A 26,157-nucleotide genomic window follows, 5' to 3' on the forward strand; every position below is an offset into this window, starting at 1 on the left:
TTAAATTGCCGCGGCTGCGATCGCAGATACTGGTTAGGCGCCTTGACCTTCCCGCCAAGGTGCGCCGCCGCATGCCAGGGCCAGCGCGGGTCGTACAAGATGGTCCGGGCGAGCGCGATCATGTCCGCATCGCCCGTCCCGATGATCGCTTCGGCCTGCTCGAAGTCGGTGATCAGCCCGACCGCCACGACCGGGATCGACACCGCCTGCTTCACCGCGCGCGCCAGTGGCACCTGATAGCTCGGCCCGACCGGGATCTGCTGCGCCGGCGTGATCCCGCCGCTCGACACATGGATCGCGCTGCACCCGCGCGCTTCCAGCGCCTTGGCAAACGCGACCGTCTGGTCGGAGTCCCAGCCGCCCTCGGCCCAGTCGGTCCCCGATACGCGCATCGTCACCGCGCGCTCTGCTGGAAACGCAGCCCGAACCGCATCGAACACTTCGAGTGGGAAGCGCATCCGGTTTTCGAGGCTGCCGCCATACGCGTCCTCGCGGCGGTTCGAGAGCGGCGAGAGGAATTCATGCAGCAGATAGCCATGCGCCGCATGCAACTGCACCGCATCGATCCCGAGCCGTGCCGCGCGCACCGCCGCCGCCACGAACGCGTCGCGCACCCGCGCCAGTCCCTCGGCGTCGAGCGCGACCGGCGCATTCTCCTCCGGCAGGAACGGCACGGTCGAGGGGCCCTCGGTCTGCCAGCCGTTCGGCGCGCCCGGCGCGATCTGCGCGCCCCCCTTCCACGGCACCTCGCACGAGGCTTTGCGCCCGGCATGCGACAGCTGGATCGCGATCGGCATGTCCGACCAGCGCCGGATGCTCTCGATCACCCCCGCCATCGCCGCCTCGGTCGCATCGTCGTACAACCCGACATCGCCGTACGTGATACGCCCCTCGGGCAGCACCGCGCTCGCCTCGATCGTCAGCAGCGCCGCGCCCGACAGCGCGAGCTGGCCAAGATGGATCTGGTGCCAGTCATTCATGCAGCCATTGATCGCCGAATATTGGCACATCGGCGCGATGACGATCCGGTTGGCCAGCGTCAGGTTGCCGACCCTGAGCGGCGCGAACAGTTTGGGCCCGCTCATGCGGCGATCGATCGGAAAGTGGAAGGCATGCGGATGTCCCTTGATGCGTGATGCGAGTGCGTAGAAAACTCGCTGTCCGGTGCGGAACATAGGAACCGGCGGACGGGTTTCACGCCAAGGAATGCTGCACCGCGATAAAGTCGCGACCGCAGCGCTAAAACTAGGGGTCTTCGCCTTGCATCTACTGCCCGACACGCTTGACGCCGGCTCCGCCTATCCGCTAGGCGCGACCTTCGATGGCCTGGGCGTCAATTTCGCGGTTTACTCGGCCAACGCCGAGAAGATCGAGCTGTGCGTCTATGACGAGACCGGCCGCCGCGAGCTGAAACGCTATGCGCTTCCCGAATGGACCGACGAGGTCTGGCACGGCTACCTCCCCGACGCGCAGCCCGGTCTAGTCTACGGCTATCGCGCGCATGGCCGCTACGCCCCCGAGGAAGGCCACCGCTTCAACCCGAACAAGCTGCTGCTCGACCCCTATGCCAAGCAGATGATCGGCGAACTGCGCTGGACCGACGCGATGTACGGCTATCAGGTGAAGTCGCCCCGCGCAGACCTAAGCTTCGACAAGCGCGACAGCGCGCTGACGATGCCCAAAGGCGTCGTAACCGACAGCCATTTCGACTGGTCGCGCGACGTTCGGCCAAACACGCCCTGGTCGGAGACGGTGATCTACGAGGCGCATACCAAGGGCCTCACCAAGCTGTTCGACGAGGTTCAGCCTTCCGAACGCGGCACCTTCGCCGCCCTCGGCAACCCCAAGGTCATCGATCATCTCAAACGGCTCGGCGTCACCGCGATCGAGCTGCTGCCGATCCACACGTACATCCAGGATCGCTTCCTCCAGGAAAAGGGGCTGCGCAATTACTGGGGGTACAACACCCTCAACTTCTTTACGCCCGAGCGCTCGTTCTTCGCGACCGATAGTCATAACGAACTGCGCCGCTCGATCCGCCGCCTGCATGCCGCCGGGATCGAGGTGATCCTCGACGTCGTCTATAACCACACCTGCGAGGGCTCGGAACAGGGGCCAACGCTGTCGTGGCGCGGGCTCGACAATGCGAGCTACTACCGACTGGTCAAGGACGATCCGCGCTTCTCGATCAACGACACCGGCACCGGCAACACGCTCAATCTCACCAAGGCGCGCGTGCTCCAGATGGTCGCGGATTCGCTGCGCTACTGGGCGACCAGTTTCGGCATCGACGGCTTCCGCTTTGACCTCGGGCTGACGCTGGGCCGGACGGATACCGGCTTCGATCCCGGTGCAGGGTTCTTTGACGTGCTGCGCCAGGATCCAGTGCTCGGACGCCTGAAGCTCATCACCGAGCCGTGGGACATCGGCCCGGGCGGCTATCAGCTCGGCAACTTCCCCCCCGGCTTTGCAGAGTGGAACGACAAGTACCGCGATACGGTGCGCAAGTTCTGGCGCGGCGATCATGCGCAACGCGCCGATCTCGCCGCCCGCCTGACCGGCTCGGCCGATCTGTTCGACCGCCGTGCGCGCCGCCCCTGGGCCAGCGTCAACCTGCTTGGCGCGCATGACGGCTACACGCTCGCCGACACCGTCGCGTACGAAGAGCGCCACAACGAGGCGAACGGCGAGGACAATAACGACGGCCATTCGAACAATTGCTCGCGCAACTGGGGCGTCGAGGGCCCGACCGAAGACGCCGCGATCTTGGAGACGCGGTCGCGCGTGATGCGCTCGATGCTGACGACATTGTTCGCATCGCTGGGCACGCCGATGCTGGTTGCGGGCGACGAGTTCGGTCGCACGCAGAACGGCAACAACAACGCCTATTGCCAGGACAACGAAATCAGCTGGCTCGACTGGGAGAAGGCGAAGTCCCCCGAGGGTAACGCGCTGATCGACTTCACCGCGCGCCTGATCGCGCTGCGTCGCGACTATCCGATGCTCCGCGCGGGCAACTTCCTCTACGGTGAGGACACGCCGGCCGAGGGCCTAAAGGACATCGAATGGTGGGACGAACGTGGCCTGCAACTCACGCCCGAGGACTGGGAGAACACCAACGGCCGCGCGCTGGTCATGCGCCGAGCGTGCGAGCTGGAGTCCGGTGAAGTGCAGGTGATATCGCTCCTGCTCAACGCCTCGGAAGGCCCGCTGACCTTCCACATGCCCCCCCCGGCAGAGGTCGAGCGCACCGTGCTGATCGACAGCAGCAAACCCGAGCAGCCCGCCACGTCGATCAGGGACAGCTACGAGCTCCCCCCGCAGGGCGCGGCGTTGCTGTCCTGGACGATCGCAGCGGCATGATTTGGGGACCGACGCTCGCCAACGACGGCGCGACCTTCCGCTTATGGGCACCAGACCGCGACCGCGTGACGCTTGAGATCGCCGATGGCGATGCGGTCCCCATGACCCGCGACCCGGAAGGCTGGTTCGAGGCGACCGCTTCGGTGGGCGTCGGCGCCCGCTACCGGTTCCGGCTGGCGGACGATCTGACCGTACCCGACCCGGCCGCGCGGGCGCAAGATGGCGGCGTTCACGGCTGGAGCATGGTGGTCGATCACGATGCCTATGCATGGCGCATCGCGGACTGGCGCGGTCGTCCTTGGGAAGAGATGGTCATCCAGGAGGTCCATGTCGGCACGCTCGGTGGTTTCACCGGCGTCGCGGACCAGCTTCCGGCAATCGCCGCGCTCGGCATCACCGCGATCGAACTCATGCCCGTCAACGCGTTCGGCGGCATGCGCAACTGGGGCTATGACGGCGTGCTGCCCTACGCCCCCGCCGAGAGCTACGGCACGCCCGACGAGCTCAAGGCGCTGGTCGATCGCGCGCATGAGCTCGGCCTCGCGATGTTCCTCGACGTCGTGTACAATCACTTCGGGCCCGACGGAAACTATCTCGGCGCCTATGCGAAGGGCTTCTTCCACGCCGACGTCGATACCCCCTGGGGCGGCGCGGTCGCGGTCGATCAGGCGCCGGTCCACCACTATTTCGTCGACAACGCGCTGATGTGGCTCAACGCCTACAGGTTCGACGGCCTCCGCTTCGATGCGGTCCACGCGATCGAGAACGACGCCTTTCTCGACGCGATGGCGGCCGAACTACGCGAGAAGACCGCAGGGCGCCACGTCCACCTCGTACTCGAAAACGAAGGCAACGACGCTGACCGGCTTCACCCGGCCGCGTTCGACGCGCAGTGGAACGACGACTTCCACAACGTCCTCCACGTCCTGCTCACCGGCGAGACCAGCGCCTATTACGCCGACTTCGCCGACCGCCCCGCCGAACGCCTCGCGCGCTGCCTCGGCGAAGGCTTCATCTACCAGGGGGAGGGCTCCCCCAACCATGACGGCAAGCCGCGCGGCAAGCCCAGCGCGCATCTGTCGCCGACCGCGTTCGTCGCGTTCCTCCAGAACCACGACCAGGTCGGCAATCGCGCAATGGGCGAGCGGCTGACGCTGCTCGCCGACCGCCAGGCGCTGCGTGCCGCCACCGCGTTGCTGTTGCTCGGCCCGCAGATCCCGTTGCTGTTCATCGGCGACGATCACGGCAGCGAGAGCCCGTTCCTGTTCTTCACCGACTTCCACGACGACCTCGCCGATGCGGTGCGTGAAGGCCGCCGCAAGGAGTTCGCCAAGTTCGCCGCCTTCGCCGACCCGGAGGCGCGTGAGGCGATCCCCGACCCCAACGCGCAGGAAACCTTCGAGCGATCACGCGCGCGCGGTGGCCCCGATGCCGCCGATTGGCAGGACCTGTACCGGACGCTGCTGACGATCCGCCACGCGCAGATCATCCCCCGTTTACGCGGCACGACCGCGATCGGCGCCGAAGCGATCGGTGAGGGGGCGGTGGTCGCGCGCTGGACGATGGGAGACGGCGCGATCCTCACCATCGCGCTCAATCTCGGCAAGGAACCTGTTGATTTTCCTGACATAGGGGTCTTGCCGATCTTCAGCGACGGCGAGCCCGGACATGCCGCCAGCGTGGCAGTCTGGCTGGATCGATGAGCAGCCTCCGAAACCTTGCTATCGCCGCGGGCCTGCAACCCGAATGGCAGGACGCGGCAGGCTCGCGTCAGACGGTCCCCGACGATGCGCTGCAGGCGATCCTCGACCGCCTCGGGCACCCGTCCGCCAGCGAGAAGCAGATCGGCGACAGCCTTGCCGCGATCGAAGCGCGAAACGCGCGGAGCCCCCGTTTCGTATCGGTCGACATGGGCGACCCGATCCCACTCGCCACGACGGTATCGGGCAACGCCGAACTCATGCTGGAAGACGGCACGACCCAGTCGGTCGCAATCGATCGCGGCATGGTGAGTCCGATAAACAAGAGCGGCTACCATCGCCTTGAAATGCAGGGCGAAGTGATCGACCTGCTCGTTGCGCCACGTCGCTGTTATACCGTCGTCGATGCGTTACCGGGCCGCAAACTCTGGGCGCCCGTCGTCCAGATTCCGAGCCTCCGCACCGACGCGCCAAACGCGTTCGGCGACTTCGCCTCGCTTGCCGAAGCCGCCCGCGCGTTCGGCGCACGCGGTGCCGACGCGCTTGCGATCAGCCCGACGCACGCGCTGTTCCCCGCCGATGCCAGCCGGTACAGCCCCTACGCACCCTCGAGCCGTCAGTTCCTCAACGGCCTGTACGGCGACCCGTCTGCGTTCGGCGTCGTGTCCGACGATCCTGCGCCCGATCTCATCGCGTGGCAGAGTGCAATCCCGGCAAAGCTCGCACGCTTTCGCAGAGCCTTTTCGGAAGTCTTTGCAGAACTTGCCGAAATGCTGGCAGCGTTCCGCCGCGAGGGCGGTGACGCCCTCGAACGCCACGCCGAGTTCGACGCGCTCCACGCGCATTTCTTCGCCACCACCGGCGCCAAGGGGTGGCAGCACTGGCCGGCCGACTATCACGATCCCGCAAGCCCCACCGTCCGCAGCTTTGTCGCGGAGCACGCCGAAGACGTCACCTTCTACGTCTTCCTCCAGTGGCTCGCCCGCCGCGACCTCGACGTTGCGCAACGTGCGGCCAACGACGCCGGCATGGCGATCGGCCTCATCGCCGATCTCGCGGTCGGCATGGACCCCGGCGGCAGCCACGGCTGGAGCCGCCGCGGCGACCTGCTGACCGGCCTGTCGATCGGCGCGCCCCCCGATCCGCTCGGTCCCGATGGTCAGAACTGGGGCATCACCGGCTTCGACCCGCAAGGCCTGCGGGAGTCCGGTTTCGCCCCCTTCATCGCGACGATCCGCGCCGCGCTCGCGCATGCCGGCGGAATCCGCATCGATCATGCGTTCGGGCTCCGCCGCCTGTGGGTCGTCCCCGAAGGCGCATCTGCTGCGGACGGCGCGTATCTCGACATGCCGTTCGACGACCTGATGCGGATCATCGCGATGGAGTCGCAGCGCGCGAAGGCGATCGTCATCGGCGAAGACCTCGGCACCGTCCCCGACGGGTTCCGCGAGGCGATGGACGCGCGCGCCATGCTCGGCATGCGCGTGCTGTGGTTCGAGCGCGACGCGGACGGCTTCGTTCCCCCCGCCAGATGGTCGCCCGACGCGGTCGCGATGACCGGTACCCACGACCTCGCCACCGTCGCCGGCTGGTGGAGCGGCCGCGATATCGGCTGGACCTGGGATCTCGGCCGCAAGTCCGAAGCGCCCGACGAAGCCGCCGATCGTGCCAGGCGCGCCGAAGATCGTGCTGCGCTCTGGTCCGCCATCGACACGGACACGCCGCAACCCGCGCCCGACGATACCGCCCCCGTCGTCGACGCCGCGATCGCGCATGTCGCCAGCACGCCCTGCGCGCTCGCGATCCTCCCGATCGAAGATCTCGCCGGCCTTATCGAGCAGCCCAATCTCCCCGGCACGATCGACGAGCACCCCAATTGGCGCCGCCGCATGCCCGACACGACCGAGGCGCTGCTGACCCGCCCCGACGTCGCCGCCCGAATCGACACGCTCAACGCCACGAGACCCGCATGATCGCCCCCCATACGCCTCGCGCTACCTACCGCTTCCAGTTCCACAAGGACTTCACCTTCGCCGACGCGGAGGCGCTGGTGCCGTATCTCGACGATCTCGGCATCAGCCACCTCTACGCCTCGCCGATCACCACCGCGCGCCGCGGCTCCACGCACGGCTACGACGTCGTCGACCCGACCCGGATCAACCCCGAGCTCGGTGGCGAGTCCGCCTTTCGCAGCCTTGTCGCGGCGCTCCGCACGCGCGGGATGGGCGTCATCATCGATATCGTCCCGAACCATATGGGTGTCGCCGGCGGCGAGAACGCGTGGTGGAACGACGTCCTCGCCCGCGGCCAGGCCAGCGCGTTCGCGCGCTATTTCGACATCGACTGGCGCGAGAAGCTGGTTCTCCCGATCCTCGGCGATCCGCTCGCCGAAACGCTCGCGAGCGGTGCGCTCAAGGTCGAGCAGGTCGACGGCCGCTATGTCCTCGAAGCCTATGGCGAGCACCGCCTGCCGATCCGCGACGAGGACCAGGCGACGGCCGCCACCGACGACATCGCCGCACTCCTCCACCACCAGCACTACCGCCTGGCGTCATGGCGCGTCGCGAACGACGAACTCAACTGGCGGCGCTTCTTCACGATCAACGACCTCGCCGGGCTCCGCGCCGAGGACTCTGTTGTGTTCGACGCCACGCACGCGCTGTATTTTCGTCTCTATGCCGAGGGTCTGATCGACGGCGTCCGCGTCGATCACGTCGACGGCCTGACCGATCCCGCCGGCTATTGCCGTCAGCTCCGCGCGAGGCTCGATGCGATCGAACGTCCCGCCGATGCGCCGCCCGGCCCGGCCTACATCGTCGTCGAGAAGATCCTCGCCGATGGCGAACCGCTCAGCACCGACTGGGGCGTCGACGGCACCAGCGGCTACGACTTCATGGAACAGGTCACCGCGTTGCTGCACGCCCCGGCCGGCGCCGAACCGCTCGCCGAACTGTGGGCGGACGTCAGTGGACGCTCCGCCGACTTCGCACCCGAAGAACTGCGGGCCCGCCAGGAGCTGCTCGCATGGCAGTTCGACGCGCAACATCGCCGCTGCGTCGAGGCCTTCGTCGCGTTGGCACGGTCCGCCCCTGAGTGCGACGGCTTCACCGCCGGGATGCTCCACCGCGCCATCGAACGCCTGCTCTGGGTTTTTCCGGTCTACCGCACTTACGGAACTGGGGATGCTGCACCCGCATCAGACGCAGCGATCCGGGACACCGTCCGCCAGCGCGTCGCGCGCTTCGTGCCGCCCGGCGAAGGCGCGGTCGTCGACCAGATTCTCGATTGGCTCGCAGGCGGAGGTCCGGGCGTTGCCGCGCTCGCGGCCGACGCCGTGCGACGCTTCCAGCAACTGTCCGCGCCGATCGCCGCCAAGGCGGTCGAGGACACCGCCTTCTACCGCTATGGTCGCTTGTTGTCGCGCAACGACGTCGGCTTCGATGCCGCGCGGATGTCGCTTCCCATCGGTGAGTTTCACGCCGCGATGATCGGCCGCGCGCGCGACTGGCCAGCCGCCATGCTCGCGACGGCCACGCACGACCACAAACGGGGCGAAGACGTCCGCGCCCGGCTCGCGGTATTGAGCGAGGTGCCAGGTCTCTGGCTTGGTCGGGTCGAACATTGGCTCGCTCTGGCCGCGCCTTTTGCCGAGAGGGTCGATCCCGCCGATACCTATATGCTGCTCCAGACGCTGTTCGGCGCATGGCCCGAGCGGCTCTCCGCGTCGGATGCCGACGGTCTTTCCGCCTATGCCGAGCGGGTCGTAGCCTGGCAGGAAAAAGCGTTACGCGAAGCTAAACTCCGCTCGTCGTGGGAAGCACCCGATGAGGCCTATGAGACGCATTGTCACGATGTCGCGCGTGCGCTGCTCAGTCCAGATCGGTCGCGGGCGTTTCTCGATGACATGGTCGCGTTCGTCGTGCAGATTGCGCCCGTCGCGGATGCCAATAGTCTCGCGCAAGTCGTACTGCGCTACACGGTGCCCGGCGTCCCCGATTTGTATCAGGGTACGGAAGCCGCTGATCTCAGTCTGGTCGATCCAGACAACCGCCGACCGGTCGACTATGCACGGCTCCGCAAGGCCGCGGACGTGGATACGCCTAATAAGATGGCGATCATCCAGCGCCTTTTACGGCTGCGTCGCAAGCATCCTGCGCTGTTTGCGACGGGGGATTATACGCCGATCGCCGTTACGGGGCTTCGCTCCGACCAAGTGCTGGCATTTGAGCGGTCCAACAGCCGTACGACCTTGCGGTGCGTCGTCGCCTTGCGCTGCGCGGAACGCTATCTTGATAACGTGGAAGGCCGAACTTGGTGGGGCGATACGGTACTTGGGTCGGGGGAGGCCGTCGCCGACATTCTCGCCGAACAGTCGGTTTTCATCGATGTTTTTGATCCAAGTTCAGCCTGACCAGCCATTGGCGCGACACGGCCAGGCCGCGTCGCTGGACGGGCCTTTCGTCGCGCCATCCGGACAACGCTAGTCAAGCGCCGGAGCTTTCGCTCCGGCCAGATTGTCAGGCAGCGAACTGGTTCATCGTATTATGCGCGCCGCCAGCCTTCAACGCCGCCTCGCCAGCGAAATATTCCTTGTGATCGTCGCCAAGGTCAGAGCCGGACATGTTCTGGTGCTTCACGCAGGCGATGCCCTCGCGGATCTCCTTGCGCTGGACGCCCTTCACATAGCCGAGCATTCCCGCATCGCCGAAATACTCCTTGGCGAGATTGTCGGTGGAGAGTGCCGCGGTATGATAGGTCGGCAGCGTGATAAGGTGGTGGAAGATGCCGGCGCGTTTTGCCGAATCGGCCTGGAAGGTGCGGATGCGCTCGTCCGCCTCATCGCTAAGCGGCGTGCCGTCATACTCGACACTCATCAGGCGTGCGCGGTCATAGGCCGACACATCCTGACCTACCTGGCTCCAGGCATCAAAGACCTGCTGACGGAAGTTTAGCGTCCAGTTGAAGCTTGGCGAATTGTTGTACACCAGCTTGGCGTTCGGAATGACCGCGCGGATGCGGTCGACCATGCCGGCGATCTGCTCGATGTGCGGCTTTTCGGTCTCGATCCAGAGCAGGTCGGCACCATTTTGCAGGCTGGCGATGCAATCCATCACGCATCGATCCTCACCCGTGCCGGCCCGGAACTGGAACAGGTTCGACGGAAGGCGCTTCGGACGCAGCAGCTTGCCGTCGCGGTTGAGGATGACGTCGCCATTCTGCGCGGTGGCGGGGTCGATCTCCTCGCAGTCGAGATACGAGTTATACTGGTCGCCCAGGTCGCCCGCCGTCTTGCTGACCGCGATCTGCTTGGTGAGGCCAGCGCCGAGCGAGTCGGTGCGCGTGACGATGATGCCGTCCTCGACGCCCAGTTCCAGAAACGCGTAGCGGCAGGCACGGACCTTCGCGAGAAAGTCCTCATGCGGGACTGTGACCTTGCCGTCCTGGTGGCCGCACTGCTTCTCGTCGCTGACCTGGTTCTCAATCTGGAGCGCGCAGGCCCCCGCCTCGATCATTTTCCGCGCGAGCAGGTATGTGGCCTCCGCGTTGCCAAAGCCCGCGTCGATGTCGGCGATGATCGGCACGACGTGCGTCTGGTGGTTCTCGATCGCGTTGAGAAGGCGCTGTTCCTCGATCGCATTGCCCGCGGCGCGGGCGGTGTCGACGTCGCGGAACATCATGCCGAGCTCGCGCGCATCGGCCTGGCGAAGGAAGGTGTAGAGCTCCTCGATCAGCGCCGGGACGCTGGTCTTCTCGTGCATCGACTGGTCGGGCAGGGGGCCGAATTCGCTGCGCATCGCGGCGACCATCCAGCCCGAGAGGTAGAGGTAGCGGCGGTCGGTGGTGCCGAAATGCTTCTTGATGCTGATCATCTTCTGCTGCGCGATGAACCCGTGCCAGCAGCCGAGCGACTGGGTGTAGTTCGCCGGATCCGCATCATAGGCGGCCATGTCCTTGCGCATGATCGCGGCGGTGTAGCGCGCGATGTCGAGGCCTGTGGCGAAGCGGTTCTGGAGCCGCATCCGCGCGACCGATTCGGGCGAGATCGCGTCCCATGTGCCGTTCTGGTCGGCGATGAGCGTCGTCATTTGGGCGATATGCGTTTGGTAGGTCATGGGCGATCCTTCGCTGCTGCGTTGATCGTCGTGTAGGGTTGTTGACACCGGCTCTGGTGGAGAATCCGCTCCGCCACGAGGTGGTGATGTCACCTGACCAATGTCGTGGCTGTCGTTGTGTAAAGAAGATTACAGAGGGCGGTGATTGGAAGCGGGACAAAGAAGAAGGGCGCCCGGATTGCTCCGGGCGCCCTCTTGTCGGTCAACGTCGTGGCGAAGCCACGCCGTCGGTCGTCACTTTTCGCGACGCCGGCCGACAGCGGCTGTGCGCTTTCGCGCCCCGCTGCCGGCGCGGCAGCTCAGCCGCTGTAGTACATGTCATACTCGACCGGGCTCGGCGTCATTTCCCAGCGGGCGACTTCGGCGCGCTTGATCTCGACATAGCTCTCGATCTGGTCCTTCGAGAACACGTCGCCCTTCAGCAGGAAGTCGTGATCGGCGAGCAGGCAGTCGAGCGCCTCGCGGAGCGACCCAGCGACGGTCGGGACCTGTGCGAGTTCTGCTGGCGGCAGGTCGTACAGGTTTTTGTCCATCGCTTCGCCCGGATGGATCTTGTTCAGGATGCCGTCCATGCCGGCCATCATCAGCGCCGCATAAGCGAGATACGGGTTGGCCAGCGCGTCGGGGAAGCGCACTTCGACGCGCTTCGCCTTGGGACCGGTGCCGTACGGGATGCGGCACGACGCCGAGCGGTTGCGTGCCGAATAGGCGAGCAGCACGGGCGCTTCGTAGCCGGGGACGAGGCGCTTGTAGCTGTTGGTCGTCGGGTTGGTGAACGCGTTGACCGCCTTGGCGTGCTTGATGATGCCGCCGATGAAATACAGGCACATGTCGGACAGGCCCGCATAGCCGTTGCCGGCGAACAGCGGGGTCTTGCCTTCCCAGATCGAGAAGTGCGTGTGCATCCCCGAGCCGTTATCTTCCTTGATCGGCTTGGGCATGAACGTCGCCGTCTTGCCGTACGCATGCGCGACCTGGTGGACGACGTACTTGTAGATCTGCATGCGATCCGCGGTCTGCGTCAGCGTGCCGAAGGTCAGGCCCAGCTCATGCTGCGCGGCCGCGACCTCGTGATGATGCTTGTCGCACGGCAGGCCCATCTCGATCATCGTCGAGACCATTTCGCCGCGGATGTCGACCGCGCTGTCGACCGGCGCGACCGGAAAATAGCCGCCCTTGGCGCGCGGACGGTGGCCGAGGTTGCCGCCCTCATATTCGCGACCCGAATTGCCCGGCAGCTCGATGTCGTCGATCTTGTAGTAGCTGGTCGAATAGCTGTTCTCGAAACGGACGTCGTCGAACATGAAGAATTCGGCTTCGGGGCCGACATAGACGGTGTCGCCGACGCCGGTGGTCAGCAGATACGCTTCGGCGCGCTTGGCGGTCGAGCGCGGATCGCGCGCGTACAGCTCGCCGGTCGACGGATCGGCGATGTCGCAGATCAGGATCATCATCGGCGTCGCCGAGAACGGATCGACATAGACCGCATCGAGATCGGGCTTGAGCGTCATGTCGCTCTCGTTGATCGCCTTCCAGCCCTCGATCGACGAGCCGTCGAACATCAGGCCGTCGGTCAGCTCGTCTTCGCCGATCAGGCTGGCGACCATCGTGAGGTGCTGCCACTTGCCCTTGGGATCGGTGAACCGCAGATCGACCCACTCGATCTCCTGGTCCTTGATCATATTGAGAACGTCGGAGGCCGAATTCGCCATGATGCTTGCCCTTCGTTTTGAGACTTCCACCGCGTCATGCGGGGAATCTAATTGCGGTATGGAACGTGATTTCCACACAATGTTGCGCTGCGTCAAATGACGATGTCGTCACCCCCCGTCAACAGGAACTGACCAACGCCGTATGCGTGGATCTGAACTAGATTGCGTCGTCGTCGCGCTCGCCGGTGCGGATGCGCAGCGCGCTCTCGACCGGGATGACGAAGATCTTGCCGTCGCCGATCCGGCCGGTCTGCGCGGCCGCGGCGATCGCCTCGACGACGCGCTGCGCAAGGCCGTCCTCGACAACGACCTCGAGCTTCACCTTGGGCAGGAAGTCGACGACATATTCCGCACCGCGGTACAGCTCGGTGTGGCCCTTCTGCCGGCCGAAGCCCTTGGCCTCGGTCACGGTGATGCCGCTGACGCCGATCTCGTGCAGCGCTTCCTTCACCTCATCGAGCTTGAACGGCTTGATGATGGCTTCGATCTTTTTCACAGGTACGCCCCCGGTTGTCGTTGAAAGCCTCGCCCTGGCGAGCGAGCCGTACGCCCTTCCGGGCGCCTTGCACCAAGCGTGCCAGCCACGACGCCCTCGGGCAACCGCGGAATCGCGTTGATTTCACTGCCCGAAATTGCGGCATCTGCTGGGAGCGTGCGCAATGCGAGGGCAGGGGTATCGATCACAGGATCTCGTGAAGCCGGGCAATCGGGCGGCCGAGGCGTACGCCCTTGTCGGTCTCGACCAGCGGGCGCTCGATCAGCAGCGGATCGATCATCATCGCGTCGAGGATCGCCTCGGAATCGCCGTGCTTGACTGCCTTGGCGCCGTCTTCGGCCATGCGCAGGCCCTGGCGCGGCGTCATGCCCGCGCGATCGTAGAGGCGGACCAATTCGGCGCGCGAGGGCGGCGTCTTGAGATATTCGACGATCCTGACGTCGGCACCCGCGTCTTGGAGCAACGCGAGCGCCTCGCGCGACTTGGAGCAGCGTGGGTTGTGGTAGATCGTCGCCTTCACACATGCTCCGTCGTTATCGAACTCGCCCCGGCCAGAACACGTGTCCCGCCCGGTTCGTGTTCTCCCGCCTTCGCGGGAGAACACTCTAGGTAGCAAAGGAGCTTACGCCCCCTGCTTGGCGAGCCACTCTTCCAGCCACTTGATCGTGTACGCGCCTTCCTGGAACTCGGGATCGTCGAGCAGCGCGCGGTGCAAGGGGATCGTCGTCGTGACGCCCTCGATCACCATCTCCTCGAGCGCACGCCGCAACCGACGCAGCGCGCCTTGGCGGGTCGTGCCGTAGACGATCAGCTTGGCGATCATCGAGTCGTAGAAGGGCGGCACGCGGTAGCCGGCATACAGCCCGCTATCGACGCGGACATGCATCCCGCCCGGCGCGTGATAGACCCTCACCAGCCCCGGCGACGGCGCGAAGGTGCGCGGATCCTCGGCGTTGATGCGGCATTCGATCGCGTGACCGCGGAACTGCACGTCTTCCTGGCGCAGTGTCAGCTGATGGCCCTCGGCGACGCGGATCTGTTCGCGCACGAGGTCGAGCCCGGTGATCATCTCGGTCACCGGATGCTCGACCTGGAGCCGGGTGTTCATCTCGATGAAGTAGAATTCGCCCGCTTCCCACAGGAACTCGATCGTCCCCGCACCGCGATAGCCCATGTCGGCCATCGCCTTGGCGACGATGCCGCCCATCCGCTCGCGCTCTTCCGCGGTGATGATCGGCGAGGGGGCTTCCTCGAGCACCTTCTGGTGACGGCGCTGGAGCGAGCAGTCGCGCTCACCCAAGTGGATCGCGTTACCGTTGCCATCGCCGAAGATCTGGAATTCGATATGCCGCGGATTGCCGAGGTATTTTTCCATGTAGACGGTGGCATCGCCGAACGCGGCCTTCGCCTCGCTGCCGGCCTGCTGCATCTGCGTTTCGAGGTCTTCGGCGTCGCTGACGACCTTCATGCCGCGACCACCGCCGCCGGATGCGGCCTTGATGATCACCGGATAGCCGATCGATTCGGCGATCGCCTTGGCCTCGGCGATGTCGCTGATCGCGCCGTCGGAGCCGGGGACGAGCGGCAGCCCGAGCGCGCCCGCGGTGCGCTTGGCCTGGACCTTGTCGCCCATCGTGCGGATATGCTCGGGCTTGGGCCCGACGAACAGGATGTTGTGCAGCTCGACGATCTCGGCGAACTGCGCGTTCTCGCTGAGAAAGCCATAGCCAGGATGGATCGCGTCCGCGCCGCTGATCTCGGCGGCCGAGATGATGTTGGGAATGTTCAGATAGCTGTCGGTGGCCGACGGCGGTCCGATGCAGATCGCCTCGTCCGCGAGCCGCACGTGCATCGCATCGGCGTCGGCGGTCGAATGGACCGCCACCGTCTTGATGCCCATCTCATGGCAGGCACGGTGGATCCGCAGCGCAATCTCGCCGCGGTTCGCAATGAGCAGCTTCTTGATTTGCGGCATTATTCCACCACGACCAGCGGCTGGTCGAATTCGACCGGCTGGCCGTTCTCGACGAGGATCGCGGTGACGGTGCCGGCCGAGGGCGCGACGATCGTGTTCATCACCTTCATCGCCTCGATGATCAGCAGCGTGTCGCCCGCATTGACCTTCTGGCCGATGGTCGAGAACGGCTTGGCCTCGGGGTTGGCGGCGAGATAGACGGTGCCGACCATTGGCGACTTCACCGCGTTCGCGCTGGTCGCGGGGGCGGACGCGCCGACCTCGGCCTGCGGGATCGCGAGCGGGGCGGAGACGGGGGCCGCCGCGGGGGCGGGCGCGTAATGCGCGACGGGCGCGGCCTGGGCGGCCTTTCGCGCAACGCGGATCCGGCGCGCGCCGTCCTCGACTTCGATCTCGGTCAGCTGCGTGGTGTCGAGCAGTTCGGCGAGCTGGCGCACCAGGGTCACATCGACCTGCATCGCGCCCGTGTTTTCTGTAGTGTCGGTCATGGCGGGGCCTCCTGTCAGAACCGTGCGACGGCTTCAAGCGCAAGCAGATACGAAAGCGCGCCGAAACCCGCGATCGTACCCTTCGACGCCTGCCCGACCAGGCTCACATGCCTGAACGATTCACGCTTATGGGGATTGGAAAGATGCACTTCGATCACCGGCGTCTTTACGCCCTTGATCGCGTCATGGACCGCGACCGAGGTGTGCGTGAACGCGCCGGCGTTGAGAATCACCGCCTTGGCACCGCGCGCCTGCGCCTCCTGGATCCAGTCGACGAGGTGCCCCTCGTGATTCGACTGGCGCATGTCGATCGTCAGGTCGAGTTCGCGCGCGCGGTCCTCGAGCATCCCGGCGATATCGTCGAGCGTCTCGTCGCCATAGATCTCCGGCTCGCGCGTCCCCAGCAGGTTGAGGTTGGGGCCGTTCAGGACGAATATCGTATCGGGCAAGGGTGGCCTTTCGGTTGCGGGCGCTGGGGAGCGGTCTCTATATGCGCGTCACGCCATTCCTTACAGGCCCGTCTCGCGACAAGTCGAGCCGCGCCTTCGCTGTATAGTGGATCACACACATATGCCCCATTCCGATGGCACCGTCTCGATCACCGTCAACGGCGAGCACAAGCGCGTCACCGCCGGGCTTTCGCTGGCTGGACTCGCTACCGAACTCGGCCTCGTTCCCGAGAAGATCGCGGTCGAGCGCAACATGGAAGTGGTGTCGCGCTCGACGCTGGCAGACGTCATGGTCGAGGACGGCGACGACCTTGAGATCGTGCATTTCGTCGGCGGCGGCGATCATTCCGACAGCTGGACCGTCGCGGGGCAGACGTTCACGTCACGACTGATCGTCGGTACCGGCAAATATAAGGATTTCGCGCAGAACGCCGCCGCCGTCGCGGCGTCGGGCGCGGAGATCGTCACGGTCGCCGTGCGCCGCGTCAATGTGTCGGATCGCAACGCACCGATGCTCACCGACTTCATCGACCCCAAGAAGATCACTTACCTGCCCAACACCGCGGGCTGCTTCGATGCCGAATCGGCGATTCGCACGCTGCGGTTGGCGCGCGAGGCGGGCGGCTGGGAGCTGGTGAAGCTCGAAGTGCTGGGCGAGGCAAAGACGCTCTATCCCGACATGGTCGAGACGCTGCGCGCGACCGAGATTCTGGCGAATGAGGGTTTCAAGCCGATGGTCTATTGCGTCGACGATCCGATCGCCACCAAGCGGCTGGAGAATGCGGGCGCGGTCGCGATCATGCCGCTGGGCGCGCCGATCGGCTCGGGGCTTGGCATCCAGAACCGCGTGACGATCCGGCTGATCGTCGAGGGGGCAGGGGTGCCCGTGCTGGTCGATGCGGGCGTCGGCACCGCCTCCGATGCAGCGGTCGCGATGGAGCTGGGTTGCGACGGCGTGCTGATGAACACCGCGATCGCCGAAGCGAAGGATCCGCTCATGATGGCGGCGGCGATGAAGGCCGCGGTCGAATCGGGGCGGCTGGCCTATCGCGCCGGGCGGATGGGGCAGCGACGCTACGCTGACCCGTCGAGCCCGCTGGCCGGTTTGATCTGATCGTGCCCTAGCAAACTGGGTCATGACGCAAACGTCACGGAACCCACGGTAAAGACGGCCGTTATACCCTCACAAGTTCAAGCGGCCCGATTGGCGGGCCAGCGAAACAAGTGGAGGCTCTCATGGGCGAGTTCACCGACAAGGTCGCAGCGGCAGGCAACAAGGTTGCAGGCAACGTCAAGGAAGCCGTTGGTAAGGCGACCGATAACGACCGTCTGGTAGCCGAAGGCGAAGCGCAGCAGGCCAAGGGCACCGCGCAGAACGTCAAGGGCAGCGTCAAGGGCGCACTCGGCGACGATATCTAAGCTTTGGCTTGATACAGGAATATTGGCCGCCCCGGGAAATCGGGGCGGCCTTTTCTTTGCGCATCAGTCGGGGCGCAGGGTATCACCTAACACCGTCATCGCCGCGCTGGCGGGGATCCATCATTTATGTCGCCTCGATAGACCCGCGCCGTCAGCCAGTATGGGTTCCCGCCTCCGCGGGAATGACGAACGGATAGTATGGCTTGCCCAACCCGCTAACCTCTCTCACGATCACCCCCATGACCTTCCCCACCCGCAGCTACGCCGCGTTCCTGTTCGACATGGACGGCACGATCCTCACCTCAATCGCGTCGGCCGAGCGCACCTGGACCAAATGGGCGATCGCACACGGTCTCGACGCCGCGACGTTCGTGCCGACGATCCACGGGGTGCAATCGGTCGAGACGGTGCGGCGGCTTGGGCTTCCCGGTGTCGATCCGGTCGCCGAAGCTGCGGCGATCACCGCAGCCGAGATGGAGGATGTGGATGACATCGCGCCGATCGCCGGCGCTGCGGCGTTCCTCGCCAGCTTGCCGCCCGAGCGCTGGACGATCGTCACATCCGCGCCGCGCGCGCTTGCCGAAGTCCGCCTGAAGGCCGCGGGGCTTCCGGTCCCCGCGACGATGATCGCCGCCGACGACATTCCGAACGGCAAGCCAGCGCCGGACTGTTTCCTGGTTGCCGCCGAGCGGCTGGGCGTCGCGGCCGGCGATTGCCTGGTGTTCGAAGACGCGGCTGCGGGGATAACCGCGGGGGAAGCGGCAGGGGCCGATGTGCTCGTGGTTACCGCGACGCACTCGCACGGGGTGAAGACGTCGCATCCGACGGTGGTCGATTATGTCGGGCTCTCGATAACCGTCGGCGAGGATGACCTCGTCGTCACGCGTGACTGACCTGTCCGCCGTCCGTCATCCTGACGGAAGTCAGGATCCAGAGTAACAGTCCGCAACGTTCGTGGCTCTGGATCCTGACTTCCGTCAGGATGACGGGGGGGCAAGGGTGCGTCCGGGGTCTTAAAACAGCCCTTCGATCAGACCTTCGTCGTTTAGATGGATCGCTTCTGCCGCGGGCACTCGCGGCAGGCCGGGCATCGTCATGATCTCGCCGCAGATCGCCACCACGAAGCCGGCACCGGCAGAAAGCCGCACTTCCCGGACGGGCACGATATGCCCGGTCGGCGCACCGAGCAGCGCGGGCTCGGTCGAGAAGCTGTATTGCGTCTTGGCAAGGCAGACGGGGAGGTGGCCATAGCCCGCATCCTCCCACCGCTTGAGTTGCGCCAGCACGCTCGGATCGGCGACCGCATGCTCCGCGCGATAGATGCGCCGCGCGACGGTATCAATCTTTTCGAACAGCGACAGCTCGTCGCCATAGATCGGCGCGAATCCGCCGCCATGCGTCTCGCAGAGTTCGGCGACCGCATCGGCCAGCACGACCGCGCCTGCGCCACCTTCGGCCCAATGCCGGCACAGGATCGCGCGTGAGCCATGCTGCGCGGCGGCCTCGACGATCGCGGCGATCTCCGCGTCGCTGTCGGTGTAGAAATGGTTGATCGCGACGATCGCGGGAACGCCGAACTGGCGGATGTTCTCAATGTGGCGGACGAGATTAACCGCGCCCTTGCGCACCGCCTCGACATTTTCGTGCGCGAGATCGGCCTTGGCGACCCCGCCGTTCATCTTCAGCGCGCGCGCGGTGGCGACGATCACAACTGCGTCTGGCGCGAGCCCCGCCTGGCGGCATTTGATGTCGAAGAACTTCTCCGCGCCGAGATCGGCGCCAAACCCGGCCTCGGTCACGACGTAATCGCCGAGCGACAGCGCTGCACGCGTCGCGATCACTGAGTTGCAGCCATGCGCGATGTTGGCGAACGGCCCGCCGTGCAGGAAGGCCGGCGTGCCCTCGAGCGACTGGACGAGGTTGGGCTTGATCGCTTCCGCCAGCAGCACCGCCATCGCGCCATCCGCCTTCAGGTCGCGCGCGGTGACCGGCTGGCGGTCGCGCGTATAGGCGACGACGATGTCGCCCAGCCGACGCTCCATGTCGGCCAGGTCGGCCGCAAGGCACAAGATCGCCATGACTTCGGATGCGACGGTGATGTCGAACCCGGATTCGCGCGGATACCCGTTGGCGACTCCGCCGATCGACTGGACGATGTCGCGCAGCGCCCGGTCGTTCATGTCGAGCACGCGGCGCCATACCACGCGGCGGACGTCGATCTGGAGCGCATTGCCCCAGTGGATGTGATTGTCGATCATCGCCGCGAGCAGATTATGCGCGGCGGTTATCGCGTGGAAATCGCCCGTGAAATGAAGGTTGATATCCTCCATCGGCGCGACCTGCGCGCGACCGCCACCGGTCGCGCCTCCCTTGGTCCCGAAGCACGGGCCGAGCGAGGGTTCGCGCAGTGCCAGCACCGCCTTGCGCCCGGTATGGCGCAGCGCGTCGGCGAGGCCGATCGAGGTGGTCGTCTTGCCTTCGCCCGCAGGGGTCGGGTTGATCGCGGTGACGAGGATCAGTCGCCCCTGTGCGACGCTCTGCCGCGTCTGGAGCCAGTCGAGCGCGATCTTCGCCTTGTAGCGGCCGTAGGGCTCGAGCGCCGCGTCGGGAATGCCTAGGCCGTCCGCGATAGTAGCGATGGGGCGCAGCGCGACGCTGCGGGCGATAGCGATATCGGTTTCCATGCGCGCGTGCCTAGCGAGAGACACGGCAGGATTCCAGACGCTAAGCTAGCGCAGACGACGCCATCTCCGTAAACGCGGCAGCAATGACGGATATCGACAGCAATAAGCCCGAAGCTTTCACGGGAATGCCCCCCGCTCTGACGATGGTGTTCGCGGTCGCATGCGGGATGATGGTGGCGAACCTTTATTACGCGCAAGCACTGATCGGTGAGATTGCGCCTGCGTTGGGATTGCATGGCAGCACGGCCGGCGCCATCGTGACGCTGACGCAGCTAGGCTATGGCGCCGGCTTATTGCTAATCGTGTCGCTCGCCGATCTGGTCGAGAATCGGCGGCTTATCCTGACAATGGTTGCAGGCACGACACTCGGGCTCATCGGAATCTTCTTCTCACAAGGGGCGCTGGGTTTCCTGGTGTTTTCGTTCGTTACCGGGTTCTGTTCTGTTGGTGCGCAGATAATGGTGCCGCTCGCCGCGCACCTTGTCCCGGATGCCAAGCGCGGCCAGGTGATCGGTAACATCATGGCCGGTCTCATCACCGGGATCATGCTTGCGCGTCCGCTGGCGAGCGGGCTTGCCTCGCTCGCCGGATGGCGCGCGATCTTCGCGGTTTCAGCGGTAGCCATGGTCGCGCTTGCGCTGTTGCTCGCGAAGATGCTGCCAGAGCGGCGGCCGAGCCCCGGCCTGGGCTATGGACAGATCCTAGCCTCGAGCTTTCGCCTACTGGCACGGACGCCGGCGATCCGGCGGCGGACGGCCTATCAGGCGACGATGTTCGCGATCTTCAACCTGTTCTGGACCGCGGTGCCGTTGGTGCTGGCTACGCGGTTCGCGCTCCGGCAGGGGGGCATCGCCTTGTTCGCATTGGCAGGGGCGGGTGGCGCACTAGCCGCACCGATCGCGGGACGGTTGGGCGATCGGGGCTATATTCGGATCGGTACCGGGGTCGCGCTCGGCGGCGCGGTGCTGGCATGCCTCATCGCCGGGTGGGCGGGTGCGACGCACCTGTTGGTGATGCTTGCAGCTGCAGCGATCCTGCTGGATGCGGCGACGCAGTTAAACCAGGTGCTCGGGCAGCGCGTGATCTATTCGATCGCACCCGATGCACGCGGACGGATCAACGCGATCTACATGACCGTCGTGTTTCTTGGCGGCGCGGCAGGATCGATGCTGGCCTCGGTCAGCCTGTATCATGGCGGCTGGACCGCGACGATGGCGGTCGGCGGTGGGCTTGCGGTCGCGGCGTTCGCGCTGTTCCTGACCGAGCCGCGCGGCGATCACATCCTCAGCGGAGCCGCGTAACCCGTCAGCTCGAGATACCCGCTGCCGCCGGCCGTGCGCACCGCACCCTCCCAATAGACGGGCATTCCGCTACGTCGTGCGTCGAGCTCTTGATCGGCGAAGAGCGGGTTCAGGTCGAACCGGCGAATGCCTTCGGGCAAGCGCAGGCTGAGACGCTGCGTCACGGGATAGACCGCCCCGGTGCGCGGCGAGCGCCATTGGTTGAGCGGCTCGAAGCGGACGTCGCCGGGCGCGAAACGGATGACGCGACCGTCGGGACGGCGGAGCGAGCCGCCGGCCCATAACTGTTTGCTGCCAGGACCGCGGATCCGAAACGCCATCAGCGCACCGCCATCGTCGAGATTTAGCCCCGTCCAATCCCAACCGACCGCGCCGCCGCCGAGGTAATCGGAGGACCACTCGCGATCAAGCCAGGCCTGACCGGTGACTGGCTGCACCTGCCCTTTACGGGTGAGCCTTCCAGACACGGCTAGATGTGGGACGGAGTAATAATAGCTCGCCTGCTCGAGGCGGGGGCCCTTCTGGCTGTATCCATCCGACCCCTCGAGCAGTGGCTGCTGGCGTGGTGTGAGCGTTAGCGACAGCGCGAAATCGGGCGTCGAGACGGTCGTGACGAAGCGTCCGTCGGGAAGGCGACGGATCCGCCAGTCGCGCAAACGCACGTCGGTGTCGCCGATCCGCGCCCGGGCAAGTCCGAAACCGGAACGCGCGGCGCGCTCGCCGTGGAGCAGGTGGCCGAGACGCGGGTCCGACAGCGCGGCATGCGCGAACAGGACCTGCTTCGGCGCGAACCGGCTCGTGTTGGCCGGGTTCGTCTTGGGCGTGGTACGGAAGAAGGTGATCTGGAAGCCGAGATCGCGGCCTTCGCGGGTCTTGAGCAGGCCGGTTACGTACCACCATTCGGTACGGAATGCCGGGTGCGCGCCATGCTCGCGCGGGAAAACGAAGCGTGCGCCGGGGCGGACGACGGAATAATCGGAGCCCGCCGATGTCGCGGCGATCAGCGCGAGGGCCGTTAGGATCATGGGCCCGCGCATCACCAATCCTCCCGGACCATACGAACCGCATCGGCGGCGATCGCGCGGCGACCTGCTAGCGTCGCGGTGCCCGCCGCCGCGGCGACGAGCGCGATCGCGACGCTCGCGACTATCGTCCAGGGGACACGCGTCGCCATCGTCCAGTTGAAGGATTGCGGGTTGATCACGTGTACCAGAACCTGCGCCATGACCCCGCCGAGCGCAATGCCGGCAACGCCGCCGACCAGCCCGAGCAGCGCGCCTTCGCTTGCCAGCATCGCGACGATCTGGTGCTTTGACACGCCGATATGGCGGAGCATCCCGAACTCTCGGGTGCGGGCGATCGTCTGTGCGGACATGGTCGCGGCTACGCCTGCAAGACCTACCAGGATCGCCACGCCCTCGAGCAGATACGTCACCGCGAAACTCCGGTCGAAGAGTTCTAGCGCATAACGGCGGAGCGTAGCCGGCCGGGCAATCGATACGAGGTTGGCGAGCGCGCGGGGCGTTCCGGTGATCAGCGCACGTGCGACGCGGTTCGGGTCCGCGCCCGATGCAAGCGTGATCGCAGCCTCCGTTCGGGTGAGATCGCCCGTCACGCGCGCATAGTCGGTATCGCGGATGACGATCGCGCCCTGCTGACGCGCATAGTCACGCCAGATCCCGGCGACGGCGTAGCGACCGGCGAGCGGGAGCATGACCGGCGTTCCAACCGTCCAGCCGTATAGCCGGGCGGCGGGCTCGGAGATCCATACAGGCGTGGTGCCCGCCGGAAAATCATCAGTCGTGTCGAGCAGCTTCAGGCTCGGATCTACTCCCTTTGCGACCGGACGGGCGATCAGCGTCACTGGCGGACGATCGGGCTTGATCGTGAGCGGGATCTGCCGGCTGAATGCAACGCTCGCAACGCCGGGTGTCGCGCGCAATGTGGCCTGCGCGGCAGGGTCGAACCCTGTGCCGCCGTCGACTCGCAGATACAGGTCGTCCGACAGAATTTGGCCGAGCCAGTCATCGACGGCGCCGCGAAAACTGGTCACCATCACTGCCATTGCGATCATCAGCGCGGTGCTGGCGACGATCCCGCACAACGCGGTCGCCGCCTGACCAGGGGCACCGTGGAGATGGCGGACCGCAAGATCGGTCGCGATACCGCGGCCCGGTCGTCGCGCCAGCGGCGCGAGAAGCGTCCGCGCAAACCACGGCATGCCGGCGATGCCGCCCGAGAGGATGAGCGCCATGCTCGCATAGCCGAACAGCGGCAGGCGACCGATCGGGGGAAGCAGCGCCGCACCGCCACCGAACACGATGAGGATGGCGGCAGCACGCCACGGGACGGGCGTCCGGGGATCGATGACATCGCCAGTATTACGGAGCGCAGCCGCGGGTGCCGCACGGGCGGCGATGCGGGCAGGGAGGACGCTACCCGCGACCGCCGCGAGCAATCCGAGCATGAAGAAACCGATCGCGGCGAGCGGGGCGAAACGCATCCGGACGCTGCCGTCGGCGAAATACCCTGCCCCGAGGTCGCCGCCAAACCTCGTCAACGCGCCATAGGCCAGCGCATAGCCGAGGATCAGCCCGAGCGCGGCACCGATCACGCCGATCATCAGCCCTTCGAGCGCGACCGCGGCGATGATCCCACTTTTCGGCAATCCCAATGTCCGAATTAGCGCGAACGCCCGCAGCCGGCGGGCGACCGACAGCGACTGCGCGGAGAAAACCAGAAAGCCACCGGTCAGCAACGCCACGAGCGCGAGCATGTCGAGGTTGACGCGGTATGCGCGCGACAGAGCATCACTGCGTGTCGCATCGTTGGTGGCGGTACCGATTGAAGCGTCACGGGGCAGGATAGCGGTGAGCGCCGCCGCCGGCACATCGTCTTGCTGCTTGACGTCGATCCGGTCGAGTCGACCGAGCCGGCCGAAACGCCACTGCGCGGTCGCGATGTCGATCACACCGATCATCTCATCCTCGGCGATGCCCGGTAGCGCACCGGCAACCACCAGCGGCACGGTGCGACCGTTTGCCGTGACGGTCAGCATGCTGCCAGGACTGGTGCGCAGCGCCAGCATGGCGGCCGACGAGAGGAACAGTGCTTGGCCGTCGAAGGCGGCGTCGGTCCGGCGGTCGATTCCCACTGGCGTCATCCCGACCAGTGACGGCGTGACCTGCGCCGCACGGAGGACATCGAGCCCCAACAGCGTAACGCGGGTCTTGGCGATCGTGGCACGCAGGACAACCACGGGGCTGGCGTCGGCAACGCCGGGAGCATTTGCGACCTTGGCGTAGAATGCTTCATCGAAGCCGAGTGGACTCGTCGCTGTCACGCGGAGGTCGGCACTGCCGTTGACCGTGCGCAGCGCGCCTTCGAAAGACGACAGCGCCGAGCCGTTGACGAGGTGGACGGCAAAGCCGAGCGCGACCCCGATCGCGATTGCCACGGCGGTAAGCGCGAGGCGGGCAGGGTGCGCACGCCACTCACCAGCGATGAGCCAGCGCACCGCCAGACGGGCAGCGAGTATCACTCGACGCCCCGGCGTTCGGTCAAGCCGGTCGCGGTCAGCGTCAGGACGACATCGGCGATCGCCGCTGCAGCTTCGGAATGCGTGACGATGATCGCTGCTACGCCGTCTTCGCGGACGGCGTCGGAAAACAGCGCCAAGATCCTGGCGGCTGTGTCCGGATCGAGATTGCCCGTCGGTTCGTCGGCGAGGATAATCGCCGGGCGATGGACCAGGGCGCGGGCGATCGCGACGCGCTGCAATTCGCCGCCCGAGAGATCGCGTGCGTAGCCGTCGCCGCGCTCACCAAGGCCAACGCGGTCGAGCATAATATCGGCACGCGCGCCGATCGCGCTACGATCGGCGGACACCAGCGCAAGCGGCAACGCTACGTTCTGGCGCAGCGTCAAATAGGGCAAAACGTGGAAGGCCTGGAACACGAAGCCGATCCGGGTCGCGCGCAAGCGCGTCAGCGCGGGCTCATCGAGCGATCCGAGATCAATGTCCTCGACGGCGACATGCCCGGCGTCGGCACCGTCGAGCCCGGCGAAGATATTGAGAAGTGTTGATTTGCCGACACCGCTCTCGCCTACGATTGCGATAAGCTGGCCGGATCGCGCGACAAGGTCGAGGTCACGGAACAGTTCACGGCCGCCGGGTACCGACTTTGCGAGGCCGGTGACGCGTAGAAGAACATCGTCGATCATGGGTCGTTCATGCCACGCGTGCGGCAGCCGGGACAGGGCAGATGAATTGCGGTAGATTGCTTTGTCGGCGTTATGCGCGGTTGATGATCAGGCAATCCAGATACCAATGTCTATTTTACATAATACATATTATCGATCTTAATTTACCTGCGAATTTTTTTGGTCTTTCCCCTGGGTGCACATCGATACGGATAACGGAATGAACCTCGCATTCCCGATCACCCCTGCGCTAT

General features: G+C 65.8%; 20 protein-coding genes. 8 read left to right on the forward strand and 12 right to left on the reverse strand.

Annotated features, from left to right (window positions below):
* Positions 1-1,085, reverse strand: a 1,085-nt coding sequence (locus tag ASE88_RS03130) for an NADH:flavin oxidoreductase/NADH oxidase (protein ID WP_056476306.1), incomplete at its 3' end; no start/stop codon positions are given.
* Between the two features lie 175 nt (positions 1,086-1,260).
* Here ASE88_RS03130 and glgX point away from each other — a divergent pair.
* From glgX to treY, 4 genes are read left to right on the forward strand one after another with little or no spacing between them, the layout of a single operon-like run.
* Entirely contained in the window at positions 1,261-3,363 is a 2,103-nt protein-coding gene (gene glgX / locus ASE88_RS03135) for a glycogen debranching protein GlgX (RefSeq protein ID WP_235527787.1), read from the forward strand.
* Positions 3,360-5,066 (forward strand): malto-oligosyltrehalose trehalohydrolase, encoded by a 1,707-nt coding sequence (gene treZ, locus ASE88_RS03140; protein WP_056475351.1) that lies wholly within the window; start codon positions 3,360-3,362, stop codon positions 5,064-5,066. Before glgX ends, treZ begins: the two co-directional genes overlap by 4 nt.
* Positions 5,063-7,036, forward strand: coding sequence for a 4-alpha-glucanotransferase (gene malQ, locus ASE88_RS03145; protein ID WP_056475354.1), 1,974 nt, complete (start codon positions 5,063-5,065; stop codon positions 7,034-7,036). Before treZ ends, malQ begins: the two co-directional genes overlap by 4 nt.
* Positions 7,033-9,474, forward strand: coding sequence for a malto-oligosyltrehalose synthase (gene treY / locus ASE88_RS03150; RefSeq protein WP_056475357.1), 2,442 nt, complete (start codon positions 7,033-7,035; stop codon positions 9,472-9,474). The genes malQ and treY overlap by 4 nt, the downstream gene beginning before the upstream one ends.
* A 106-nt stretch (positions 9,475-9,580) precedes the next feature.
* Here the strand turns inward: treY and ASE88_RS03155 are convergent, their stop codons facing one another.
* The 7 genes from ASE88_RS03155 to aroQ form a co-directional block, all read right to left on the reverse strand.
* Positions 9,581-11,176: an isocitrate lyase gene (locus ASE88_RS03155; RefSeq protein WP_056475359.1), complete on the reverse strand. Its 1,596-nt coding sequence runs from the start codon at positions 11,174-11,176 to the stop codon at positions 9,581-9,583.
* A gap of 299 nt (positions 11,177-11,475) precedes the next feature.
* A complete protein-coding gene (glnA, locus tag ASE88_RS03160; RefSeq protein ID WP_056475362.1) occupies positions 11,476-12,888 on the reverse strand; it encodes a type I glutamate--ammonia ligase in 1,413 nt (470 codons plus the stop codon).
* A gap of 157 nt (positions 12,889-13,045) precedes the next feature.
* Positions 13,046-13,384, reverse strand: a complete 339-nt coding sequence (locus ASE88_RS03165) for a P-II family nitrogen regulator (protein WP_055875939.1) — start codon at positions 13,382-13,384, stop codon at positions 13,046-13,048.
* Between the two features lie 184 nt (positions 13,385-13,568).
* Positions 13,569-13,904 (reverse strand): arsenate reductase family protein, encoded by a 336-nt coding sequence (locus tag ASE88_RS03170; protein WP_056475364.1) that lies wholly within the window; start codon positions 13,902-13,904, stop codon positions 13,569-13,571.
* A 102-nt stretch (positions 13,905-14,006) separates the two neighbouring features.
* Positions 14,007-15,359, reverse strand: a complete 1,353-nt coding sequence (gene accC / locus ASE88_RS03175) for an acetyl-CoA carboxylase biotin carboxylase subunit (protein WP_056475366.1) — start codon at positions 15,357-15,359, stop codon at positions 14,007-14,009.
* Positions 15,359-15,847 (reverse strand): acetyl-CoA carboxylase biotin carboxyl carrier protein, encoded by a 489-nt coding sequence (gene accB / locus ASE88_RS03180; RefSeq protein ID WP_056475369.1) that lies wholly within the window; start codon positions 15,845-15,847, stop codon positions 15,359-15,361. Before accB ends, accC begins: the two co-directional genes overlap by 1 nt.
* 14 nt (positions 15,848-15,861) lie before the next feature.
* Complete coding sequence (gene aroQ / locus ASE88_RS03185; protein ID WP_056475371.1) at positions 15,862-16,296, reverse strand: type II 3-dehydroquinate dehydratase; 435 nt, start codon at positions 16,294-16,296, stop codon at positions 15,862-15,864.
* Positions 16,297-16,417: 121 nt separating this feature from the next.
* Here aroQ and thiS point away from each other — a divergent pair, with 121 nt between their 5' ends.
* The 3 genes from thiS (at position 16,418) to ASE88_RS03200 (ending at position 18,608) form a co-directional block, all read left to right on the forward strand.
* Entirely contained in the window at positions 16,418-17,410 is a 993-nt protein-coding gene (gene thiS / locus ASE88_RS03190; protein ID WP_082466160.1) for a sulfur carrier protein ThiS, read from the forward strand.
* A 122-nt stretch (positions 17,411-17,532) separates the two neighbouring features.
* Positions 17,533-17,715, forward strand: coding sequence for a CsbD family protein (locus tag ASE88_RS03195; RefSeq protein ID WP_055875955.1), 183 nt, complete (start codon positions 17,533-17,535; stop codon positions 17,713-17,715).
* A gap of 239 nt (positions 17,716-17,954) precedes the next feature.
* Positions 17,955-18,608 (forward strand): HAD-IA family hydrolase, encoded by a 654-nt coding sequence (locus tag ASE88_RS03200; RefSeq protein ID WP_055875957.1) that lies wholly within the window; start codon positions 17,955-17,957, stop codon positions 18,606-18,608.
* A gap of 120 nt (positions 18,609-18,728) precedes the next feature.
* On the opposite strand, the gene ASE88_RS03205 is transcribed toward ASE88_RS03200, so the two are convergent.
* Positions 18,729-20,399: a formate--tetrahydrofolate ligase gene (locus tag ASE88_RS03205; protein ID WP_056475374.1), complete on the reverse strand. Its 1,671-nt coding sequence runs from the start codon at positions 20,397-20,399 to the stop codon at positions 18,729-18,731.
* An 83-nt stretch (positions 20,400-20,482) separates the two neighbouring features.
* Here ASE88_RS03205 and ASE88_RS03210 point away from each other — a divergent pair, with 83 nt between their 5' ends.
* Positions 20,483-21,700, forward strand: a complete 1,218-nt coding sequence (locus ASE88_RS03210; protein WP_056475377.1) for an MFS transporter — start codon at positions 20,483-20,485, stop codon at positions 21,698-21,700.
* Here the strand turns inward: ASE88_RS03210 and ASE88_RS03215 are convergent.
* Genes ASE88_RS03215 through ASE88_RS03225 form a run of 3 tightly spaced genes read right to left on the reverse strand, consistent with a single transcriptional unit; the run spans position 21,676 to position 25,924 of the window.
* Positions 21,676-22,725, reverse strand: coding sequence for a lipocalin-like domain-containing protein (locus ASE88_RS03215; RefSeq protein WP_235527791.1), 1,050 nt, complete (start codon positions 22,723-22,725; stop codon positions 21,676-21,678). The genes ASE88_RS03210 and ASE88_RS03215 overlap by 25 nt on opposite strands.
* A gap of 11 nt (positions 22,726-22,736) precedes the next feature.
* A complete protein-coding gene (locus ASE88_RS03220; RefSeq protein WP_056475380.1) occupies positions 22,737-25,241 on the reverse strand; it encodes an FtsX-like permease family protein in 2,505 nt (834 codons plus the stop codon).
* Positions 25,238-25,924: an ABC transporter ATP-binding protein gene (locus tag ASE88_RS03225; RefSeq protein WP_055875969.1), complete on the reverse strand. Its 687-nt coding sequence runs from the start codon at positions 25,922-25,924 to the stop codon at positions 25,238-25,240. Before ASE88_RS03225 ends, ASE88_RS03220 begins: the two co-directional genes overlap by 4 nt.
* Positions 25,925-26,157: the final 233 nt, after the last annotated feature.

Source organism: Sphingomonas sp. Leaf38, from assembly GCF_001421825.1.
Lineage (GTDB): Bacteria > Pseudomonadota > Alphaproteobacteria > Sphingomonadales > Sphingomonadaceae > Sphingomonas.

Bases quoted from the DNA above. Each gene is read 5' to 3' on its own strand.
- treZ (WP_056475351.1), top strand. From the start codon at position 3,360: ATGATTTGGGGACCGACGCTCGCCAACGACGGCGCGACCTTCCGCTTA.
- malQ (WP_056475354.1), top strand. From the start codon at position 5,063: ATGAGCAGCCTCCGAAACCTTGCTATCGCCGCGGGCCTGCAACCCGAA.
- treY (WP_056475357.1), top strand. From the start codon at position 7,033: ATGATCGCCCCCCATACGCCTCGCGCTACCTACCGCTTCCAGTTCCAC.
- ASE88_RS03155 (WP_056475359.1), bottom strand. From the start codon at position 11,176: ATGACCTACCAAACGCATATCGCCCAAATGACGACGCTCATCGCCGAC.
- glnA (WP_056475362.1), bottom strand. From the start codon at position 12,888: ATGGCGAATTCGGCCTCCGACGTTCTCAATATGATCAAGGACCAGGAG.
- accC (WP_056475366.1), bottom strand. From the start codon at position 15,359: ATGCCGCAAATCAAGAAGCTGCTCATTGCGAACCGCGGCGAGATTGCG.
- accB (WP_056475369.1), bottom strand. From the start codon at position 15,847: ATGACCGACACTACAGAAAACACGGGCGCGATGCAGGTCGATGTGACC.
- thiS (WP_082466160.1), top strand. From the start codon at position 16,418: ATGCCCCATTCCGATGGCACCGTCTCGATCACCGTCAACGGCGAGCAC.
- ASE88_RS03195 (WP_055875955.1), top strand. From the start codon at position 17,533: ATGGGCGAGTTCACCGACAAGGTCGCAGCGGCAGGCAACAAGGTTGCA.
- ASE88_RS03200 (WP_055875957.1), top strand. From the start codon at position 17,955: ATGACCTTCCCCACCCGCAGCTACGCCGCGTTCCTGTTCGACATGGAC.
- ASE88_RS03205 (WP_056475374.1), bottom strand. From the start codon at position 20,399: ATGGAAACCGATATCGCTATCGCCCGCAGCGTCGCGCTGCGCCCCATC.
- ASE88_RS03210 (WP_056475377.1), top strand. From the start codon at position 20,483: ATGACGGATATCGACAGCAATAAGCCCGAAGCTTTCACGGGAATGCCC.
- ASE88_RS03215 (WP_235527791.1), bottom strand. From the start codon at position 22,725: ATGATCCTAACGGCCCTCGCGCTGATCGCCGCGACATCGGCGGGCTCC.
- ASE88_RS03225 (WP_055875969.1), bottom strand. From the start codon at position 25,924: ATGATCGACGATGTTCTTCTACGCGTCACCGGCCTCGCAAAGTCGGTA.